This window comes from Campylobacter sp. IFREMER_LSEM_CL1085, from assembly GCF_025772235.1.
Lineage (GTDB): Bacteria > Campylobacterota > Campylobacteria > Campylobacterales > Campylobacteraceae > Campylobacter_D > Campylobacter_D lari_D.
The window spans coordinates 1-16,381 of the sequence record NZ_JAKMRU010000009.1; the positions used below are offsets into that span (position 1 = coordinate 1).

At 28.4% G+C, this 16,381-nt stretch carries 14 protein-coding genes; 5 read left to right on the top strand and 9 right to left on the bottom strand.

The features are described from left to right. The 5 genes from L8W56_RS04865 to L8W56_RS04885 form a co-directional block, all read left to right on the top strand. Positions 1-1,492 (top strand): N-acetylmuramoyl-L-alanine amidase family protein (locus L8W56_RS04865; RefSeq protein ID WP_263659585.1); only part of this gene is annotated, 1,492 nt, incomplete at its 5' end. Continuing rightward, positions 1,489-3,324, top strand: a complete 1,836-nt coding sequence (gene mnmC / locus L8W56_RS04870) for a bifunctional tRNA (5-methylaminomethyl-2-thiouridine)(34)-methyltransferase MnmD/FAD-dependent 5-carboxymethylaminomethyl-2-thiouridine(34) oxidoreductase MnmC (RefSeq protein WP_220566629.1) — start codon at positions 1,489-1,491, stop codon at positions 3,322-3,324. The genes L8W56_RS04865 and mnmC, both read left to right, overlap by 4 nt. Positions 3,325-3,383: 59 nt before the next feature. Continuing rightward, complete coding sequence (locus tag L8W56_RS04875; RefSeq protein WP_133319244.1) at positions 3,384-3,890, top strand: PAS domain-containing protein; 507 nt, start codon at positions 3,384-3,386, stop codon at positions 3,888-3,890. 550 nt (positions 3,891-4,440) lie between these two features. Then, on the top strand, positions 4,441-5,238 hold the full coding sequence (locus L8W56_RS08895; protein ID WP_259443340.1) for a methyl-accepting chemotaxis protein: 798 nt from the start codon (positions 4,441-4,443) through the stop codon (positions 5,236-5,238). An 11-nt stretch (positions 5,239-5,249) separates the two neighbouring features. Next, a complete protein-coding gene (locus L8W56_RS04885; protein WP_220566632.1) occupies positions 5,250-6,080 on the top strand; it encodes a hypothetical protein in 831 nt (276 codons plus the stop codon). Here L8W56_RS04885 and rseP read toward each other — a convergent pair. The 9 genes from rseP to murJ are packed head-to-tail and all read right to left on the bottom strand — an operon-like array spanning position 6,077 to position 16,370. Next, entirely contained in the window at positions 6,077-7,183 is a 1,107-nt protein-coding gene (rseP, locus tag L8W56_RS04890) for an RIP metalloprotease RseP (RefSeq protein ID WP_263659586.1), read from the bottom strand. The genes L8W56_RS04885 and rseP overlap by 4 nt on opposite strands. Before the next feature lies 1 nt (position 7,184). Further along, positions 7,185-7,715: a CDP-diacylglycerol--glycerol-3-phosphate 3-phosphatidyltransferase gene (gene pgsA / locus L8W56_RS04895; protein WP_263659587.1), complete on the bottom strand. Its 531-nt coding sequence runs from the start codon at positions 7,713-7,715 to the stop codon at positions 7,185-7,187. 38 nt (positions 7,716-7,753) lie between these two features. After that, positions 7,754-8,533 carry an enoyl-ACP reductase gene (locus tag L8W56_RS04900; RefSeq protein WP_263659588.1) on the bottom strand — a complete coding sequence of 260 codons (780 nt, stop codon included), beginning with the start codon at positions 8,531-8,533 and terminating at the stop codon, positions 7,754-7,756. After that, positions 8,533-9,429 carry a 4-hydroxy-tetrahydrodipicolinate synthase gene (dapA, locus tag L8W56_RS04905; RefSeq protein ID WP_133319239.1) on the bottom strand — a complete coding sequence of 299 codons (897 nt, stop codon included), beginning with the start codon at positions 9,427-9,429 and terminating at the stop codon, positions 8,533-8,535. Before dapA ends, L8W56_RS04900 begins: the two co-directional genes overlap by 1 nt. Beyond that, entirely contained in the window at positions 9,419-10,672 is a 1,254-nt protein-coding gene (locus L8W56_RS04910; RefSeq protein WP_263659589.1) for a M16 family metallopeptidase, read from the bottom strand. Before L8W56_RS04910 ends, dapA begins: the two co-directional genes overlap by 11 nt. Continuing rightward, on the bottom strand, positions 10,669-11,727 hold the full coding sequence (locus L8W56_RS04915) for a quinone-dependent dihydroorotate dehydrogenase (protein ID WP_220566636.1): 1,059 nt from the start codon (positions 11,725-11,727) through the stop codon (positions 10,669-10,671). Before L8W56_RS04915 ends, L8W56_RS04910 begins: the two co-directional genes overlap by 4 nt. A 50-nt stretch (positions 11,728-11,777) precedes the next feature. Further along, complete coding sequence (locus L8W56_RS04920; RefSeq protein ID WP_263659628.1) at positions 11,778-13,541, bottom strand: ABC transporter ATP-binding protein; 1,764 nt, start codon at positions 13,539-13,541, stop codon at positions 11,778-11,780. Then, the gene (cysS, locus tag L8W56_RS04925) at positions 13,534-14,916 is read right to left on the bottom strand and encodes a cysteine--tRNA ligase (RefSeq protein ID WP_263659590.1); all 1,383 of its coding nucleotides are present in this window, start codon (positions 14,914-14,916) and stop codon (positions 13,534-13,536) included. Before cysS ends, L8W56_RS04920 begins: the two co-directional genes overlap by 8 nt. Continuing rightward, the gene (gene murJ / locus L8W56_RS04930) at positions 14,916-16,370 is read right to left on the bottom strand and encodes a murein biosynthesis integral membrane protein MurJ (protein WP_263659591.1); all 1,455 of its coding nucleotides are present in this window, start codon (positions 16,368-16,370) and stop codon (positions 14,916-14,918) included. Before murJ ends, cysS begins: the two co-directional genes overlap by 1 nt. Positions 16,371-16,381 lie beyond the last annotated feature (11 nt).

Here is a 16,381-nt window from a genome sequence, read left to right on the forward strand (position 1 = left end):
AAAAGAAGATAAAAAAGAAGATAAAAAAGAAGATAAAAAAGAAGATAAAAAAACTTCGGCACAAAAAGAGCTTTTTATTCTTGATGTTAAAAAATTAGATAATGGTATTTTGCTTGATTTGAGTGAAAAAATTAGCCAAAAAGATATAAAAAATTTTACTTTAAAAGGTGATAATTTTCGTTATGTTGCAGATTTTGATGGAATTTTAAAAGGACCAAAGAGAAATTTTGAATTTAAAGATTTTGATATTATTGTATCACAATTTAATCCAACTAGCATGCGTTTAGTTTTGAGTTCTAAAAAAGAGTTAAAAGTAAAAATAGAGCTTAAAGATCAAAGTCTTTTTATGGGACTTGAAAAAATAGAAAAAAAAGAAGAACCTAAACCTATAGTTAAAAAACAAAGCGAGATTAAAAAAACAGAAGTTAAAAAAGAAGTTGTTAGAAATGAACCTTTATATATTTTAAAATCAAGTAAAGATAAAAGTGGTGTTAATTTAAAATTAAATAATGATATTGATATTGAAGATATTAAAATCAACTCTTTTAAAGATGGTAAAATGTATCGCTCTATTGTGAGTTTTGAAGCCATTCTAGAAGGCGATAGAAAAAAAATTGATATTAATAAAAATCAATCTATCACAATAGTGCAGTTTAATAAAACTACAGTAAGAATTGTTTTAAATTCTACTAGTGATTTTAAGACTAGTCTTGATTTGGATGATGATGAGCTATTTGTAGGATTTGAGAAAAAGATTAAAAAAACGCCAGTAAAAAATACTTCAAAAGCAGCAAAAGCTACTATCAAAAAATCAGGCAAAATTATAGTAATTGACCCAGGTCATGGAGGTAAGGATCCAGGAACTTTAGGAGATAAGGGTGTTAGAGAAAAGGATGTAGTTTTAAGTGTGGCTTTAAAACTTGGAAATGAGCTAAAAAAAAGAGGATATAAAATTTATTACACAAGAAGTACTGATAAATTTATAAACCTTAGAGATAGAACTTCCATGGCTAATGAGAAAATGGCAGATTTGTTTATTTCTATCCATGCAAATGCAGCACCAAATAAACAAAGAGCTAAGACTTTACAAGGAATTGAAACTTTCTTTTTATCTCCTGCAAGAAGCGAAAGAAGTAAAAAAGCTGCTGAAGCAGAAAATCAATCAGATTTTGAAGAAATGAATTATTTTTCCAAGCAAACATTTTTAAATTTTTTAAATCGTGAAAAAATAGTTGCTTCAAATAAATTAGCTATCGATGTGCAGAAAAAAATTTTGAGCAATGTAAGAAAAAAATATAAAGTTGTTGATGGTGGGGTTAGAGAGGCTCCGTTTTGGGTTTTAGTAGGAGCACAAATGCCAGCGATTTTGATTGAAACAGGTTATATTAGCCATCCTAGTGAAAGAAATAGATTGACAAATAAAAATTTCCAAGAATTATTAGCCATTGGTATTGCCAATGGAATTGAAAGTTATTTTTATAAGAATCAATGAAAAAAGCAAATATTATTATAAAAAATAATGCGCCTTTTTCTTTGGATTTTGATGATTATTATTTTAATTCTAGTGATGGTTTAAGTGAAAGCAAATTTATATATACAAATGCTTTTGACTTTGAAAACAAACAAACTATTGTAGCAGAACTTGGTTTTGGTATAGGCTTAAATTTCTTTCTTACATTAAAGCGTTTTTTAAAAGAAAAAAAACACAATCAAAGACTTTTTTATCTTAGCTTTGAAAATTTTTATATAGAAAAAGATAAATTAAGAGAAATTTATAAAAAACTTGGTTTTTATGAGAAATTTGAAGAAGTTTTAGAGCAATTTTTAAATTTTTATCCTCCATGTAAGGATGGGGTTTATAGGTTTTATTTTCAAGATTGTTTTTTAGATTTGGTGCTTGGTGATGCTAAAGAAAATTTACAAATTTTAGACTTTAAGGCAAATATTTGGTATTTAGATGGTTTCTCACCTTCTAAAAATCAAGATATGTTTGATAATAATATTATAAACAATGTTGCTAAAAACTCAAAAATAAATGCTAAGATTTTAACTTTTTCTTCTGCTAGTGTTTTAAAAAAGGCTTTAATTAACAACAATTTTCAAGTGCAAAAGATAAAAGGTTTTAGAAAAAGAGAAATGATACAAGCCATTTTTAATGGTTTAGAATTTGAAGATAAATTTGCATATTTTAATACCCCATCTTTAAAAAAAGAGATTCAAAAAATAGCTATTATCGGAGCAGGTATAGCCGGAGCAAGCATGGCTTATGAGCTTTCTTTAAGAAATGTTCAAGTAGATGTTTTTGAAAAAGAAAATTCATTAGGAAAAGGCGCTTCTGGAAATATCAATGGAATTTTAAGCTCTTTGATTTTAAAACCCGATGTTTTATTGGGTGAGTTTTCACAATATGCTTTTTTAGAAGCAAGTAGATTTTATAGACAAATTTTAAATTTAACTCCACAAGGGGTTTATGAATTTGCTCATAATGAGCTTATGCATGAGCGTTTTGATAGTCAAAAAGATAATGTTTTATTTGAAATTATTAACAATCAAGCCTTTTTAAAAGATGGATTTTGTATAAAACCTCAAGAGCTTGTGAAGACACTTTTGCAAAAAAGCAAGGCTAGGGTATTTTTTGAGTATGAATTTAAAGATTATTCTTATAAAAATGAAAAGTTTTCTTTAAATTTTAATAATCAAAAAATTTTAAAAGATTATGATGTGTTAATCTATGCTCAAGGTGCTGATGTTAAGAATTTTTTAGAGTATAAATATATGAAATTAAGTAGTGTAAGAGGTCAATGTACTCATTTAAAACCATTTTTAAAAAACCCGCATGCCTTATCTTCTAAAGGATATATTTGTCCTATTAATGAGGAGCTTAATTTACAACTTATTGGCGCAAGTTATGATAGGCTTAATCAAGATACAACGCTTTTAAAAAATGATGATTTGCAAAATATTGAAAATGTAAAAGAGTTTTTGCACGATGAAAATTTAGAGATAATGGGCGGTAAAGTAGGATTTAGATCATATTCTAGTGATAGATTTGCCATAGCAGGTCAAGCCTATGATGAAAATTTTTATATGCAAAATTATAAAGCACTTTTATGGCATAAAAATAAAAATCAAGTCATACCAAATGATTTTATTCCTTTGTATTTTTCTATTGCTCATGGATCTAGAGCTTTTGCTAGTGCTATTGTTTGTGCTAGAGTGATGAGCTCATTGATTTTTGATGAGCCAAGAATAAAAAAAGAATTTTTATATGCCTTACATCCTGCAAGATTCTTAATTAGAAAGCTTAAAAAAGGACTTATTTAATCCTTGATTTATTAATTTTATATATTGATATATTAAAATTAATATTTTAAGGAGGGTATATGAAAAGAAAAATTTTGCCAAATAATAATCAAAAATTTTTCAATGACGGACAAATGATTATTTCCAAAACAGATACTACAGGAAAAATCATATATTGCAATAGAATCTTTATTTCTCTTTCGGGCTATAGTGAGGAAGAATTATTGGGAAAACCTCATAATATAGTGCGTCATCCGGATATGCCAAAAGTTGTTTTTGAATTACTTTGGGAAAGACTTAAGAGTAAAAAAGAGATTATAGCTTATGTTAAGAATCTATCAAAAGATGGATCATTTTATTGGGTTTTGGCTTTTATCAGTCCTTCGTTTGATTCCAAAGGAGAAGTTGTTGGGTATTATTCTATGCGTTTAAAACCCAAAAAAGAAGCAGTTGAAAAAATAGAAAAATTATACAAAGAGCTTTTGATTGAAGAGCAAAAAGGTGGAAAAGGTGCATCAAGGAAGAAACTTGATGATTATTTAAATACAAAAGGGATGAGTTATGAAGAATTGGTTTTATCAATATAATATCAATCAATCTGTAAATTATTTTGCTTTATTTTTATTTTGTTTGATGGCAATCTTGGAAATAGTAGAAAATAATATTTTTGGTTTTATTTTTTGTGTGATTGGAACTTTAGTGGTGTTATTTGGACTTGCTAGTGCTTATTATAGAAATAAAGAAGTTTTAAGGATTACTCAAGTTTTAAATGAGCTTACAAAAGGAAATTTGGAAGCAAGAATTACTCATATAGCTGTTCCAAAATCTGGAGTAGGAAAATTAAGTTGGGTTGTAAATGATTTAGCTGATCAAATGGAGGCTTTTAATAGAGAAATTCTTAATGCTATTTTAGCTGTAAAAGAACAAAGATTTTATAGAAAAGCAAGATTAGAAGGCTTAATGGGTACTTTCGCATATAATGCTAAAATTATTAATGAAGCTACTTTAGAAATAGAAAAAACTCAAAATTTATCCATAAGAAGTATTGTCGTTGAAAATGTTTCTAAGGATATGTCAGATTCTTTGCAAAAAGAATTAGCTTTGATTAATGTGAAATTAAATGATAATGCAAGCACTATGCATGATATATATGAGCAAGCAAATGATATTTCTACTCATTCTTCAAAAAGTGCCAAAAATGCAGAATTAATTTCAGTCGATTTGCAAAATTTAGGCGAAAATATCACTCAAATTCATACTTTAATGGATACTTTTTCACAGCAAATTAATAATGTTTCTTCTTTTATATCTATTATAGAAGATATTACAGAGCAAACCAATCTTTTAGCATTAAATGCAGCTATTGAGGCAGCTCGTGCAGGAGAGCATGGTAGAGGTTTTGCGGTAGTTGCAGATGAGGTAAGACATTTAGCTGAAAAAACTCAAGAGGCTGCCAAAGAAATTTCTGTGATGATTAAAGTATCAATAGAGCAAATGAGTAATATTAAAAATATAACTAATGAAGCTTATAAAGTTGCTAAAAAATCTAACTCAAGTTTAGAAGAATTCCAAGAGGTGTTTACCGGTGTTGATGAGAAAGCTAAAATTTTATTAGATGAGATTTCTAAGACAAGTGTTGATACTAATAAAATATTGCTTTATTTAGAGTGTTGTTTAAAAACATATTTAGCTTGCTCTTGTGTGATTAATTCCAAAATAGAAGATATAGAAGATAAAAATTTAGCCAAATTTGATTCTACAAGTAATATTTATGTTTTAAATCAAAATTTAAATTCTTATATAGAAAAATTATTTGATTGTATAAGAAACAATCAAATAGTCAAAGAGGAAAGAAAAATTTATGCACATATTAAGCAAATTCAAGATATAAATGAAAAAATGATAAGCGAAATAGAGCATAAAAAACATATTTAATAAGAGGTTAAATGAAAAAATACATTTTTTTAAGTTGTATATGTTTAAATGTGCTTGCTTCTAATTTAGAAGAGAGCTTAAGTGAGGGTGATGTTAATATAACTAAAGAACAAAAAACAAATGCAATTTCCAAACAAGTATTTTTTCAAAAACCGCAAGAGTATCAAGCTCAAAATGTTGATTTTGGTACTTTTGCTAGTAATTCTTTAGCGCAGGTTTTAAATTTAAGCTCAAAGGACAAAACAGAAGCTAGTTTAGATTATAACGCTTTAAATGTAAATATTAAAAATATCAACTCAATTTTAGATTATGATAATGCTACTTTACTTTTAGAAAAACAAGCAAGAATAGGGCAGTTAGAGCAAGCTTATTCTTTGGGAATTATTAATCGTTATGAATTTGATGAAATCAATTTGGGTTTTAATTATTTTAATGATCAATATAAACAAGCTTATGCAAAAAATAGTTTTGGTGCTGAATTGCAATTTAGTCAATATTTTAAAGCATATGCTAATCATTATGATATAAAAGAAAATAATAGTGATGATAGTACAGAGTTTGGGGTTATATTTGATTTACCTTATTTAAATGTTTTAAATGTAAATTCTAACATGAAAGAAACACAAAATCAGTATAACATTACTTATTCTCCAATTTCTATTTTGGATTTATCGCTTAATTATCAAGATGAAAAAACAAGTGCAAAAGATCAAACGGCAATGTGGGTTAAGTTTAGACTAAATTATGAGCAAAGTTTAAGTAAGCAATTTTATAATAGCTTTTATCGTAAAAATAGTATAGCCGAGTTTAATCGCTATGATTTTGCTACTAGGACTTATTAATTGCTCATAAAACGAGTAATGTCATTGTAAGTTGCAAATACCATTAAGCTTAAAAGCAAAGCCATGCCAAAATAACTAAGATATTCAAAACATACTTTTGGTACTTCTTTTTTAAAAATTAATTCATAAAGATTAAAAAGTATATGTCCTCCATCTAGTGCTGGTATCGGAAGTAAATTTAGTACTCCAAGATTGATGGAAATTAAAGCTGTGATTAAAAATAAAACTACTATACTAGTATTTGCTGCTTTGGAGGTTATATCCACCATAGTGATGATTCCACCCATATTTTTAGCATCTAATTCCCCACTGATGATTTTAGCAAGACCTTTGAAAATAAGCAAAGAAGCATTTATGCTTTCTTCATAAGCATATTTCAAACTGCTAATTCCTGAGTGATAAATAGTAACAAACTCACCCTTAGGTGCTATACCAATAAGAGGTTTTTGAACTTTTTGATAAAACTCATTATAACCTTGGTCAATTTGCGGTGTTAAAGTGATATTGATAAATTTATTATCGCGTTCTATGTCAAGCAGGGTTGGTTTTGCGTGAACAAGTTTGCCAATTTCTTCAAAACTTTGAATTTGAACTCCATCTATAGCTAGGATTTTATCACCAATTTGTAAATTTGCTTTTTGTGCAGCTGAATTTGGTGCTATATTGCCAATAACAGGTGCAAGTTTTTGCACACCTAAAAAACCTATGGCTATATAAAGTAAAAATGCTAGAAAAAAGTTAAAAAATGGTCCCGCAAAAAGTATATAAATTCTAGCTAAAGGACTTAAAGTGTTATAGCTATTTGGCTCATAATTTTTTTCACTAGGATTTAAATCATCTTGTCCTTTAAGTTTAACATAACCGCCAAATGGTAGGGCGGATAAGCGATATTCTGTATTTTTGTAAGTTTTTTTAAAAATAGCTTTTCCAAAACCTATGCTAAAAATTTCTACATCAACCCTCATATGTTTTGCAGCTAAAAAATGTCCTAATTCGTGAAAAAAAATTAAAAAAGATATCACTAAAAGTGTTATTAAAAAACTAAAAGAATAAAATTTAAAGCCAATAGCTAAGATAATAAATAAAAATAAATATGATTTCAATTTATACCTTTTTTAAATGTTTTACATAAGCTAGTATGTATTCAAAAGCTGAATAAAGTGTAAGCACTAAAGCAATAAATAACAATGTATTGGCAAAAGGCCATTGCATGATTAAAAATATAATAGCTATCATTTGAAAAGTTGTTTTTATTTTACCTGCAAAAGAAGCACTTACATCAATTTTTTCACTTACCATAACCACTCTAAAGCCGGTGATGAAAAATTCTCTTACTAAGATAATGTAAACCATCCATGGATCAGCTTTTTGTGTAAGTAATAACCCTAAAAATGCAGCTAGAATAAGCATTTTATCTGCTAAAGGATCTATAATAGCTCCAAGTTTAGTAGTTTGATTCCAAGTTCTTGCAATATAGCCATCGAAAAAATCAGTTAAAGCAGCTATGCTAAAAATAACACAAGCAAAATAATTTACCCAACTAGGATGGATATTTTCAAAATCATTAATAAGTAAAAAAAACAAAAGTGGAGCTAATAATATCCTTATAAAAGCTAAGATATTGGGTAAATTCATACTTTTAAAATCCTTTATAAAGCACCCTTAAGGTAATATTACTTAAAGGTGGTACCACCATCTACGATCAAAGTATGGCCTGTGATCCAATTTGCCTTATCAGAGCATAAAAATAAACATGCGCCAGCTAGATCTTGTGGCTGTCCAATGCGGTTTAGCGGACTAAGATTGATAGTTGCATTTTTTACCTCTTCATAATTTGTAAATGCTTTAAGCGCGTCAGTATCAATTGGTCCACCGCTAACTACATTTACACGGATATTTTTAGAACCAAGCTCGGTTGCAGCATATCTTGCCATAGCTTCAACCGCTGCTTTAGCTGTACCATGACCAGCATAATTTTCAATATGAACTAAATTTCCTGTTGAAGAAATAGATAATATACTACCCCCATCAACTTTTTCCATTCTTTTTGCCGCTTCTTGCGCTCCAACAACAAAAGCATTTACAGTTGCTGTGAAAATATTATTAATACCTTTCGGCTTTAATTTCATAAATTTAGTATATCCACCTACAACAGCACGACCTGAAATGATAGCATTAGAGATGAAAAAATCTATTCTATCAAAATCTTGATCAATTTTTTCAAACAACTCTTTATATGTTTCTGGTTCAAGTATGTTAAATTCATAAGCTTTTGCTTTGATTTTATAATTATTTTCTAAATCTTTCACAATTTCTTGAGCTAAATCTGCATTAGAATTATAAGTAAAAGCTACATTAGCTCCTGCTTTTGCAAACTCATATACAATAGCTTTACCAATCCCTCTTGTTCCACCGCTAATTACTAAAGTTTTATTTTGAAAAAAAGTATCCATTAAAATCCTTTTATATTATAGTTTTTCATAATCGCTTCTATTTTTGTTAAATTGCAATCACTAGGTTTGCAAAGTGGCAAACGATATTCTAAAGTAGGGGTTAAACCTGCTATATACATTGCCGCTTTAATAGGTATAGGATTGCTTTCACAAAATAAAATTTTATTAATATTATATAACTCATCATTGATTTTTTTAGCTTCAATGTATTTTTCTTTTAAAGCTAGATGAGTTAATTTTGAAATCATATCAGGAAGTAAATTTGAAGTAACTGAAATCACACCCTTACCGCCATTTGAAAGTATAGGATAATTAATCGCATCTTCCCCGCTTAAAAGTATCATTCTAGGTTCATGCGCTAGCAAATCAACGCACTTATCAATGCTTCCACTAGCTTCTTTTACTCCGTAAATATTTTCACAATCTCTAAATAATCTTATAATAGTTTCTGTTTGAAGCTCACACCCTGTTCTTCCTGGGACATTATATAAAAGTACAGGTATATCTATACTTTTTGCTATTTCTTTATAATGAAGATATAAACCTTCTTGTGTGGGTTTGTTATAATATGGAGTAACGCTTAAAATTCCATCAGCTCCATGCTCTTGTGCAAACTTAGCCAAACTTACAGCTTCATGTGTGGCATTGCTTCCTGCTCCTGCTAAAACCTTACAAGAACTTCCTTTGCATGCATCTAGTGCTATTTCTATACAAATTCTATGTTCTTCATGGGTTAAGGTGGCACTTTCTCCGGTTGTTCCAACAGGCACTACTACATCAATTCCATTTGCGATTTGTCTTTTGATGAGTTTATGGTAAGTTTGCTCATCTAATTTTCCATTTTTAAACGGAGTTATTAAAGCTGTCATTGCTCCTATGATGATGTTATTGTCCATTTTCACCCCTTTTTAAGATTATTGTTGTAGATTTGTCTTCATTGAAGTATTTTCTAGCACAATGAATTAAATCATCTTTGCTTAGATTTTCTATATTTTTTTTATAATCAAGCAAAGGTTTTAAATCACCCTTTGCAAGATAAGATCCATAAATATTTGCAACGCTACTTGCATTGCTTAGTGAAAAAATAAAATCACTTTTTACGGTATTTTTGATTTTTTCCATGATAGCATCATCAAATTTGGCATTTTTTACATCTTCAAGAATTTTCAAAAGCTCTTTTTCAACATCTTCTGCTTTTATACCTTCATTACAAACACAAATAAATATAAATAAATTCTCATCTATATTTTCACTTGCATAGGCATAAAATTCATTGATTAGTTCTAATTTATCAATTAAAATTTCACTTATTAAAGAACTTTTTCCATTTCCTAAAAGCTCACTCAATGCGCAAAGTTTTGGCATATCTTCATGATTAAATGCAGGAATTTTGTATGCAAGTGCTAGTAGTTGCGTATCGCTTTCTTTGTGCAAGATCACGCGTTTAGCACCATCTTGTTCAGGTTCTTTTTCATGAACTATAGGGATTTCTTTGGTGTTTTTTATATCTTGAAAATGTTTTTTAGCAAGATTGAAAACTTCATCTTCATTAATATCGCCACTCACAAGCAAAATAGCATTTTTGGGTTGATAAAAAGTTTGATGAAAATCTTGCATATCTTCTATTTTCCAATTTTGTATATCTTTAAAAAAGCCTATTGGAGTCCAATGATATGGATGATGTAAAAAGGCATGATTGTATAATCTAAAATATAAATATCCTAAAGGATTATTATCAGTTCTCCAACGCCTTTCTTCTAAAACTACATTTCTTTCAGGCTGAAACTCATCATCTTTTAAATTTAAATTACGCATTAATTCAGCAAAAAGCCACAAAGATTTGTCTAAATTTTCACTAGAGCATTTTATAAAATAATGCGTATAGTCAAAACCAGTACTTGCATTATCTACTCCACCAAAACCCTTGACTATCTCATCAAATTCGCCTGCTTTTAAATTTTTTGTACTTTTAAAATTTAAATGTTCAAGCATGTGAGCTATGCCGCTTTTTCCCATTTTTTCATTTCTTGAGCCAACTTTATAAAAAATATCTACACTTATAACCCCGCTTTTTTTATTTACAGGTAAAGTGTAAATTTCAAGTTCATTTTCAAGGGTGATTTTTTTATAATTAATCATTTAAAATTAACTCCTATAGCTTGACTAATATGATTAAAACCATCTTGTTTTAAAAGTTCAATTAATCCTTGATTGATATTTTTAACAATGCTTGGTCCTTTGAAAATCATAGCTGTATAAATTTGAACCAAACTAGCCCCATTTTTAATGCGTTCATAAGCAAGTTCAGCACTATCTATACCACCGCTTGCTATTAAAATAGTATCTTGATAAATTTCTTTAGCTACTTCTTTAAAAAATGTCGCACTTTTTTGAGTGATTAATCTACCACTAATTCCACCAAAGGTTCTTGTATTATCAATTAAAGAATAATCTATACTAGTATTTGCCATGATAATACCATCAGCTTTTGCACTAATAGCACTTTTGCAAAGTGAAATTGCACTATCTATACTCATATCTGGAGCAATTTTTAAAATCACAGGTTTTTTTGTGATTTCTTTTGCTTGATTAAATAGGGTGCTTACAAATTCCTCACTTTGTAAATCTCTTAAATTTTTGGTATTTGGAGAGGATATATTAATCACAAACAAATCGCACAAATCTTTAAATTCTTTTAATAAAATAATATAATCATTAATAGCTTCTTCATTTGGAGTGATTTTATTTTTGCCTATATTTGCTACTAAAGGTATGCTAAAAGGATAGACTTTTTTTACTTCTTTTGCGATAGCATCTTTACCTTTATTATTAAAACCCATAGCATTTTGAATACTTTCTTGTTCAACAAGTCTAAAAAGTCTAGGTTTTTCGTTGCCATTTTGAGGTTTTGGGGTGAAAGTTCCATATTCTAAAAAACCAAAACCTAAAGCACTTAGCGGTCTTATCATAGTTGCATTTTTATCAAAGCCACCTGCTAAGCCCACAGGATTGTAAAAATTTAAATTAAAAATTTCTTGATTTAAAATTTCATCATTTATTATACAATCTTTTGCAAAAAAACTAAGTCCTCCAGGAAATATACAATCTAGCGTTCGCATGCTAAATTCAGCTAAAGCATGGGCATTTTCTGGATCTAATTTATATATTAAAGGTTTTAAACTTTCATAAGTCATATTTTTCCTTTTTTATAAAATGGCATATTTTACTAAAAAAATGATAATTCTTAGTTTTCATTTTCTTTAACTTTATCAGTTTTTTGTACTTTTTGTTTTAATTTTTGATAAATTTCACAATGTCGCATCAAATAAGCATCATTTCCTATAGAAGCTATTTTTCCTTTATCAAGCACAGCAATTTTGTCAGCATTTTCTATAGTGCTAAGCCTATGAGCGATGATGAGTATTAAGCGATCTTTTTTTAAGCTTTCTATAGTTCTTACTATGGCTTTTTCACTTTCATTATCAAGTGCTGAAGTTGCTTCATCAAAAATTAAAATTTGAGGATTTTTATATAAAGCCCTTGCTATAGCAATGCGTTGTTTTTGTCCGCCGGAGAGATTTTTTCCATGTTCTTTTAATTCAGTATGTATACCACCAAGTTCTTGGACAAAATCATAAGCATTAGCTTGTTTTAAAACTTCTATCACGCGTGTTTCGTTATATTCTTTAGCATAAGCAATATTTTGAGCTATAGTGTCATTAAATATATAAATATTTTGAGTTACCAAAGAAATATTTTCTCTTAAACTAATAATATCAAAAGAGCTAATGTCTTTTTGATTGATTAAAATCTCACCACTATCTTTTTCAAAAAAATACATCAAAAGATTGATAATAGAAGATTTTCCTCCACCACTTGATCCAACTAAGGCTAGAATTTCTCCTTTATCAAAAGAAAAATTTACATCTTTTAATACCATTTTATCTTTTTGATAGCTTAAAGAGACATTTTTAAAATGAATATTTTGGATGTTTTCTGCAAGTTTTTCATCACCACCTTTAATTTGTGGTTCTAAATCAGTTAGATAAAAAGTTCTCTCACTAGCTGCTACTGCATTTTGCAATCTTGTATAAAGTGAAGAAAGTCTTTTAATAGGAGTATAAGCCATAAATAAAGCTGTAGTAAAGCTAAAAAAAGAACCTATGCTTAAACTTCCATCAATTACTTCTTTACCACCTATTATAATTACTATTGCAAAGCCAATTGAACCCATAGATTCCATTAAAGGGCTACTTAAAGCTTCAATTCTAATGCCTTTTAAGGAAAGTTTGCAAACTTCGCTATTAGTTTGGCTGAATTTTTGCATTTCATTTTTACCTGCATTAGAAGCTTTAATAAGTTCTATATTAGAAAAGATTTCACTTAATCTTGAAGTAAGATCAGAATTTTTTTCTTGAGTATTGCGTCCTATTTTTTTGATCTTTTTAGCAAAAATAGCAAGAGGGTAAATTGCTAAAGGTAAAATAACTAAAGCAAAAAAAGCAAGTTTTGGACTTTGATAAATTACCACACTTAAAAGTCCAATCGCGGTTAAACTTTCTCTTAAAATTTCAGGTATTATAGTAGAAACTATATTTTGTAAAGCTCCAATATCAGAAGTACATCTGCTGATTAATTCTCCACTTCTGTATTTATGAAAAAAGCTCATATCTAAGCGCAAAAGATTGCCAAGAACTAATTCTCTTAATCTTCTTAAAATATCTGTCCCAACATAAGATATATAATAAACTTGCATATAAGCACCAAGATTTTTTAAAGCATAAATTAAAACAACAAGCAAAGGCATATAATAAAGCAAATCAACATTTTTTTCTATAAAAATTTTATTTAAAATAGGCTCTATGATGTATGCACTAGCTGCCGTTCCACCACTAGTTAAAAGCATGCCAATAATAGCTAAAACAAAATAAAACCAATAATCTTTATAATAAGGCTTAAAGCGAGTAAAAACCTCTTTAAGCTTCATTTCTTTGTAATTTTTATCCATTTTTCTCCCATACCACACCATTTGGTGTATCCATTAAAAGAATATTCTCTTTAGCTAAATCATCACGAATTTGATCTGCTAAGGCATAGTTTTTTTCTTGCTTTGCCTTGTTGCGTAGAGCGATTTTTTCTTCTATTTCCTGACATTTTTCTTCACTAATGCCAAATTGAAAATATTTTATAGTATCCATAAAACCTATACCAAAAATAAAAGCGAGTTCTTTTAAGGTTTTTTCTAATTGTATTTTATAAGCTTTGTCTTTTAGGTTTTGATCTAAGTAAATATTACTTTCATTGATAAACTCATCAAGTAAAGCCAAGGCTTTAGAGGCATTTAAATCATCATTTAAAACTTCTAAGATATTTTTAGCTACTTCACTTTCTATGGTAGTTTTTTCATCTATAAAAGCATTTAAATTTAAGCGTTTTTTTAAACGGTAAAATTTATCAAGTCTTTTTTTAGCAGCTTGTAAGTCTTCTAAAGCGTAGTTAAAATGTGCTCTATAATGCACACTTAAAAGATAAAATCTCAAAACCTCTCCACTAAAAAGCTTTAAAGAATCTTTTAGAAAAAAGCTGTTTCCTAAGCTTTTGCTCATTTTTTCACCATTAATTTGCACAAAGCCATTATGCAGCCAAAAATTAGCCAGCTCATGATTGTTTTTACAACGACATTGACAAGCTTCATTTTCATGATGAGGAAAAAGTAAGTCTATGCCTCCTGCATGAATGTCAAGTTTATCTTTAAAAATACTTTCTATCATCACAACACATTCTGTGTGCCAGCCTGGTCTTCCTTTGCCAAAACTTGCAGGATAAAATTTTTCATCAAATTTCCATAAAACAAAATCGCTATCATTTTTTTTAGCCACGCTTTCTTCTAAGCGTGATTGATTATCTTCTAAATTTCTTTTAGAGATATAAAAGTATTTATCATCTTTGCTGGTATCAAAATAAATCCCATCTTCAAGTTTATAAGCTAGGTTTAACTCTAAAAGCTTTTCTATATATATAATCATTTGCTCAATATAAGCTGTGGCCTTTGGCTTAAAGTTAGGTTCTAAGATATTAAGCGCTTGCATATCTTCTTCATATCTTTTAATATAAAAATTCGTAATTTCTTCTAAACTTTTACCACTTTCTTGTATTTTTTTTAAAATTTTATCATCAATATCAGTGTAATTTCTAGCAAAAATCACTTCATAATCACTTGCTAGTAAAACTCTTCTTAAAAAATCAAAACAAACACTACTTCTTGCATGTCCTAAATGTGCATCATCATATACAGTAGGCCCGCATAGATAAATGTTTGCTTTTTTTGCCTCATTTGGGATAAATTCACATTTTTTCTTTAAAACACTATCAAAAAAAACCATTAAAATAAACCTTTAAAAAAATGATAAATTTCAATTAAAAATTGTATTAAAATATCTTTAATTTCAAATAAGCTTAGAGCAAATAAACTTAAAAATACTATACTAATAAGCCAAAATTTAATCCTAAAAATACCCCAAAGATTTTTAAAGCCAAATTCTTTTATATTGGCATATAATAAATAAAAAGCACTAATAGATGAAGCTAATGCAATGCCTAAGCTCTTATAAGCTTCTTCTTTGATAAGTAAAATAATCACTATACTAAAAAATGCTGATATAAAAAGTGTTTTAAAGGCTATTACAGCGGCTATTTTTTGTTTAAATTTAGCATAAAGCCATAAAGAAAAAAGTTTTTGCAAACCAAAAGGTAAAAGTCCTAAAAGATAAGCTTGTAATAAAAATGCAGTGATTTTTGTATCTTCTTGATTAAAATTTCCTCTTTGAAATAAAAACTCTACAATTTCTTTAGCTAAAATAATCCCTACTATGCTAGCTAAAATCAAAAGCACGCTTAAATATTCAAAAGCTTTTTGCATAAAAGCTAAGGCTTTTTGTTCTTCATTTGCTTTTAAATGTCTTAGTATTTTTGGAAAGCTTACTTGACTTAGAGCGATTGCAAAAAGAGCTAAAGGAAGCTGAAAAACTCTGTTAGAATAATACAAATACGAAATACTTCCAGCCATTAAAAAACTAGCTATAGTAGTATCTAATAATGAACTAATTTGATTTGCCGAAGAGCCTAAAAGTCCATGGGTAAAAGTAGAATGAAATTTATCTAAATTGGTCTTTGTTTTTTTAAGTTTTATGCTTAAATACATGCTTTTTAAAATTCTAGTATTTTTTAAAGCAAAAATATGCCATATAAGTTGAGCTAAACCACTTAAGACAGTCGCATATGAAAAATAATACAAGGCCTCTAAAGGCTCATCTTGATTGACAAAAAAACCTGCAATCACAACAAAAAGATTAAAAAATGAAGCAGAAAAAGAAGTGATGAAAAAATTTTGTTTATAATTTAATAAAGAGCCTAAAAAAGTTACCAAAAAAATAAAAAACAAATACCAAAAATTAATAGAAACCAAAGGCGCAGCCAAGATAATTGTTTCTTTATTAAAGCCAAAAGCAAAAATCTTTGTAAAAAATTCAGCAAAAAAACTCACTAAAATACAGGTTAAAAACACTATAATACTAAATTGCAATAAAACATTTATACAAAAAGCACCTTTTTTACTTGCTTTTAAAAAACTTGGTAAAAAAGCTTGTCCAAAGGCCCCTTCTGCAAAAATTCTTCTAAAAAAAGCAGGCATTTTTAAAGCCACAAAGAAAATATCGCTATAAATTCCAGCTCCTAAGTACAAAGCTAAAACAATATCTCTTAAAACGCCCATAATTCTAGAAAATAAAATTCCTAAGGCATTGATGATGAAATTTTTAAAAACAATATTTTTTCTCATTAGTTTTCATT

Excerpts from the sequence above, each read along its gene's own strand:
- mnmC (WP_220566629.1), top strand. The coding sequence starts at position 1,489 with ATGAAAAAAGCAAATATTATTATAAAAAATAATGCGCCTTTTTCTTTG.
- L8W56_RS04875 (WP_133319244.1), top strand. The coding sequence starts at position 3,384 with ATGAAAAGAAAAATTTTGCCAAATAATAATCAAAAATTTTTCAATGAC.
- L8W56_RS08895 (WP_259443340.1), top strand. The coding sequence starts at position 4,441 with ATGCATGATATATATGAGCAAGCAAATGATATTTCTACTCATTCTTCA.
- L8W56_RS04885 (WP_220566632.1), top strand. The coding sequence starts at position 5,250 with ATGAAAAAATACATTTTTTTAAGTTGTATATGTTTAAATGTGCTTGCT.
- pgsA (WP_263659587.1), bottom strand. The coding sequence starts at position 7,715 with ATGAATTTACCCAATATCTTAGCTTTTATAAGGATATTATTAGCTCCA.
- L8W56_RS04900 (WP_263659588.1), bottom strand. The coding sequence starts at position 8,533 with ATGGATACTTTTTTTCAAAATAAAACTTTAGTAATTAGCGGTGGAACA.
- dapA (WP_133319239.1), bottom strand. The coding sequence starts at position 9,429 with ATGGACAATAACATCATCATAGGAGCAATGACAGCTTTAATAACTCCG.
- L8W56_RS04910 (WP_263659589.1), bottom strand. The coding sequence starts at position 10,672 with ATGATTAATTATAAAAAAATCACCCTTGAAAATGAACTTGAAATTTAC.
- L8W56_RS04915 (WP_220566636.1), bottom strand. The coding sequence starts at position 11,727 with ATGACTTATGAAAGTTTAAAACCTTTAATATATAAATTAGATCCAGAA.
- L8W56_RS04920 (WP_263659628.1), bottom strand. The coding sequence starts at position 13,541 with ATGGATAAAAATTACAAAGAAATGAAGCTTAAAGAGGTTTTTACTCGC.
- cysS (WP_263659590.1), bottom strand. The coding sequence starts at position 14,916 with ATGGTTTTTTTTGATAGTGTTTTAAAGAAAAAATGTGAATTTATCCCA.
- murJ (WP_263659591.1), bottom strand. The coding sequence starts at position 16,370 with ATGAGAAAAAATATTGTTTTTAAAAATTTCATCATCAATGCCTTAGGA.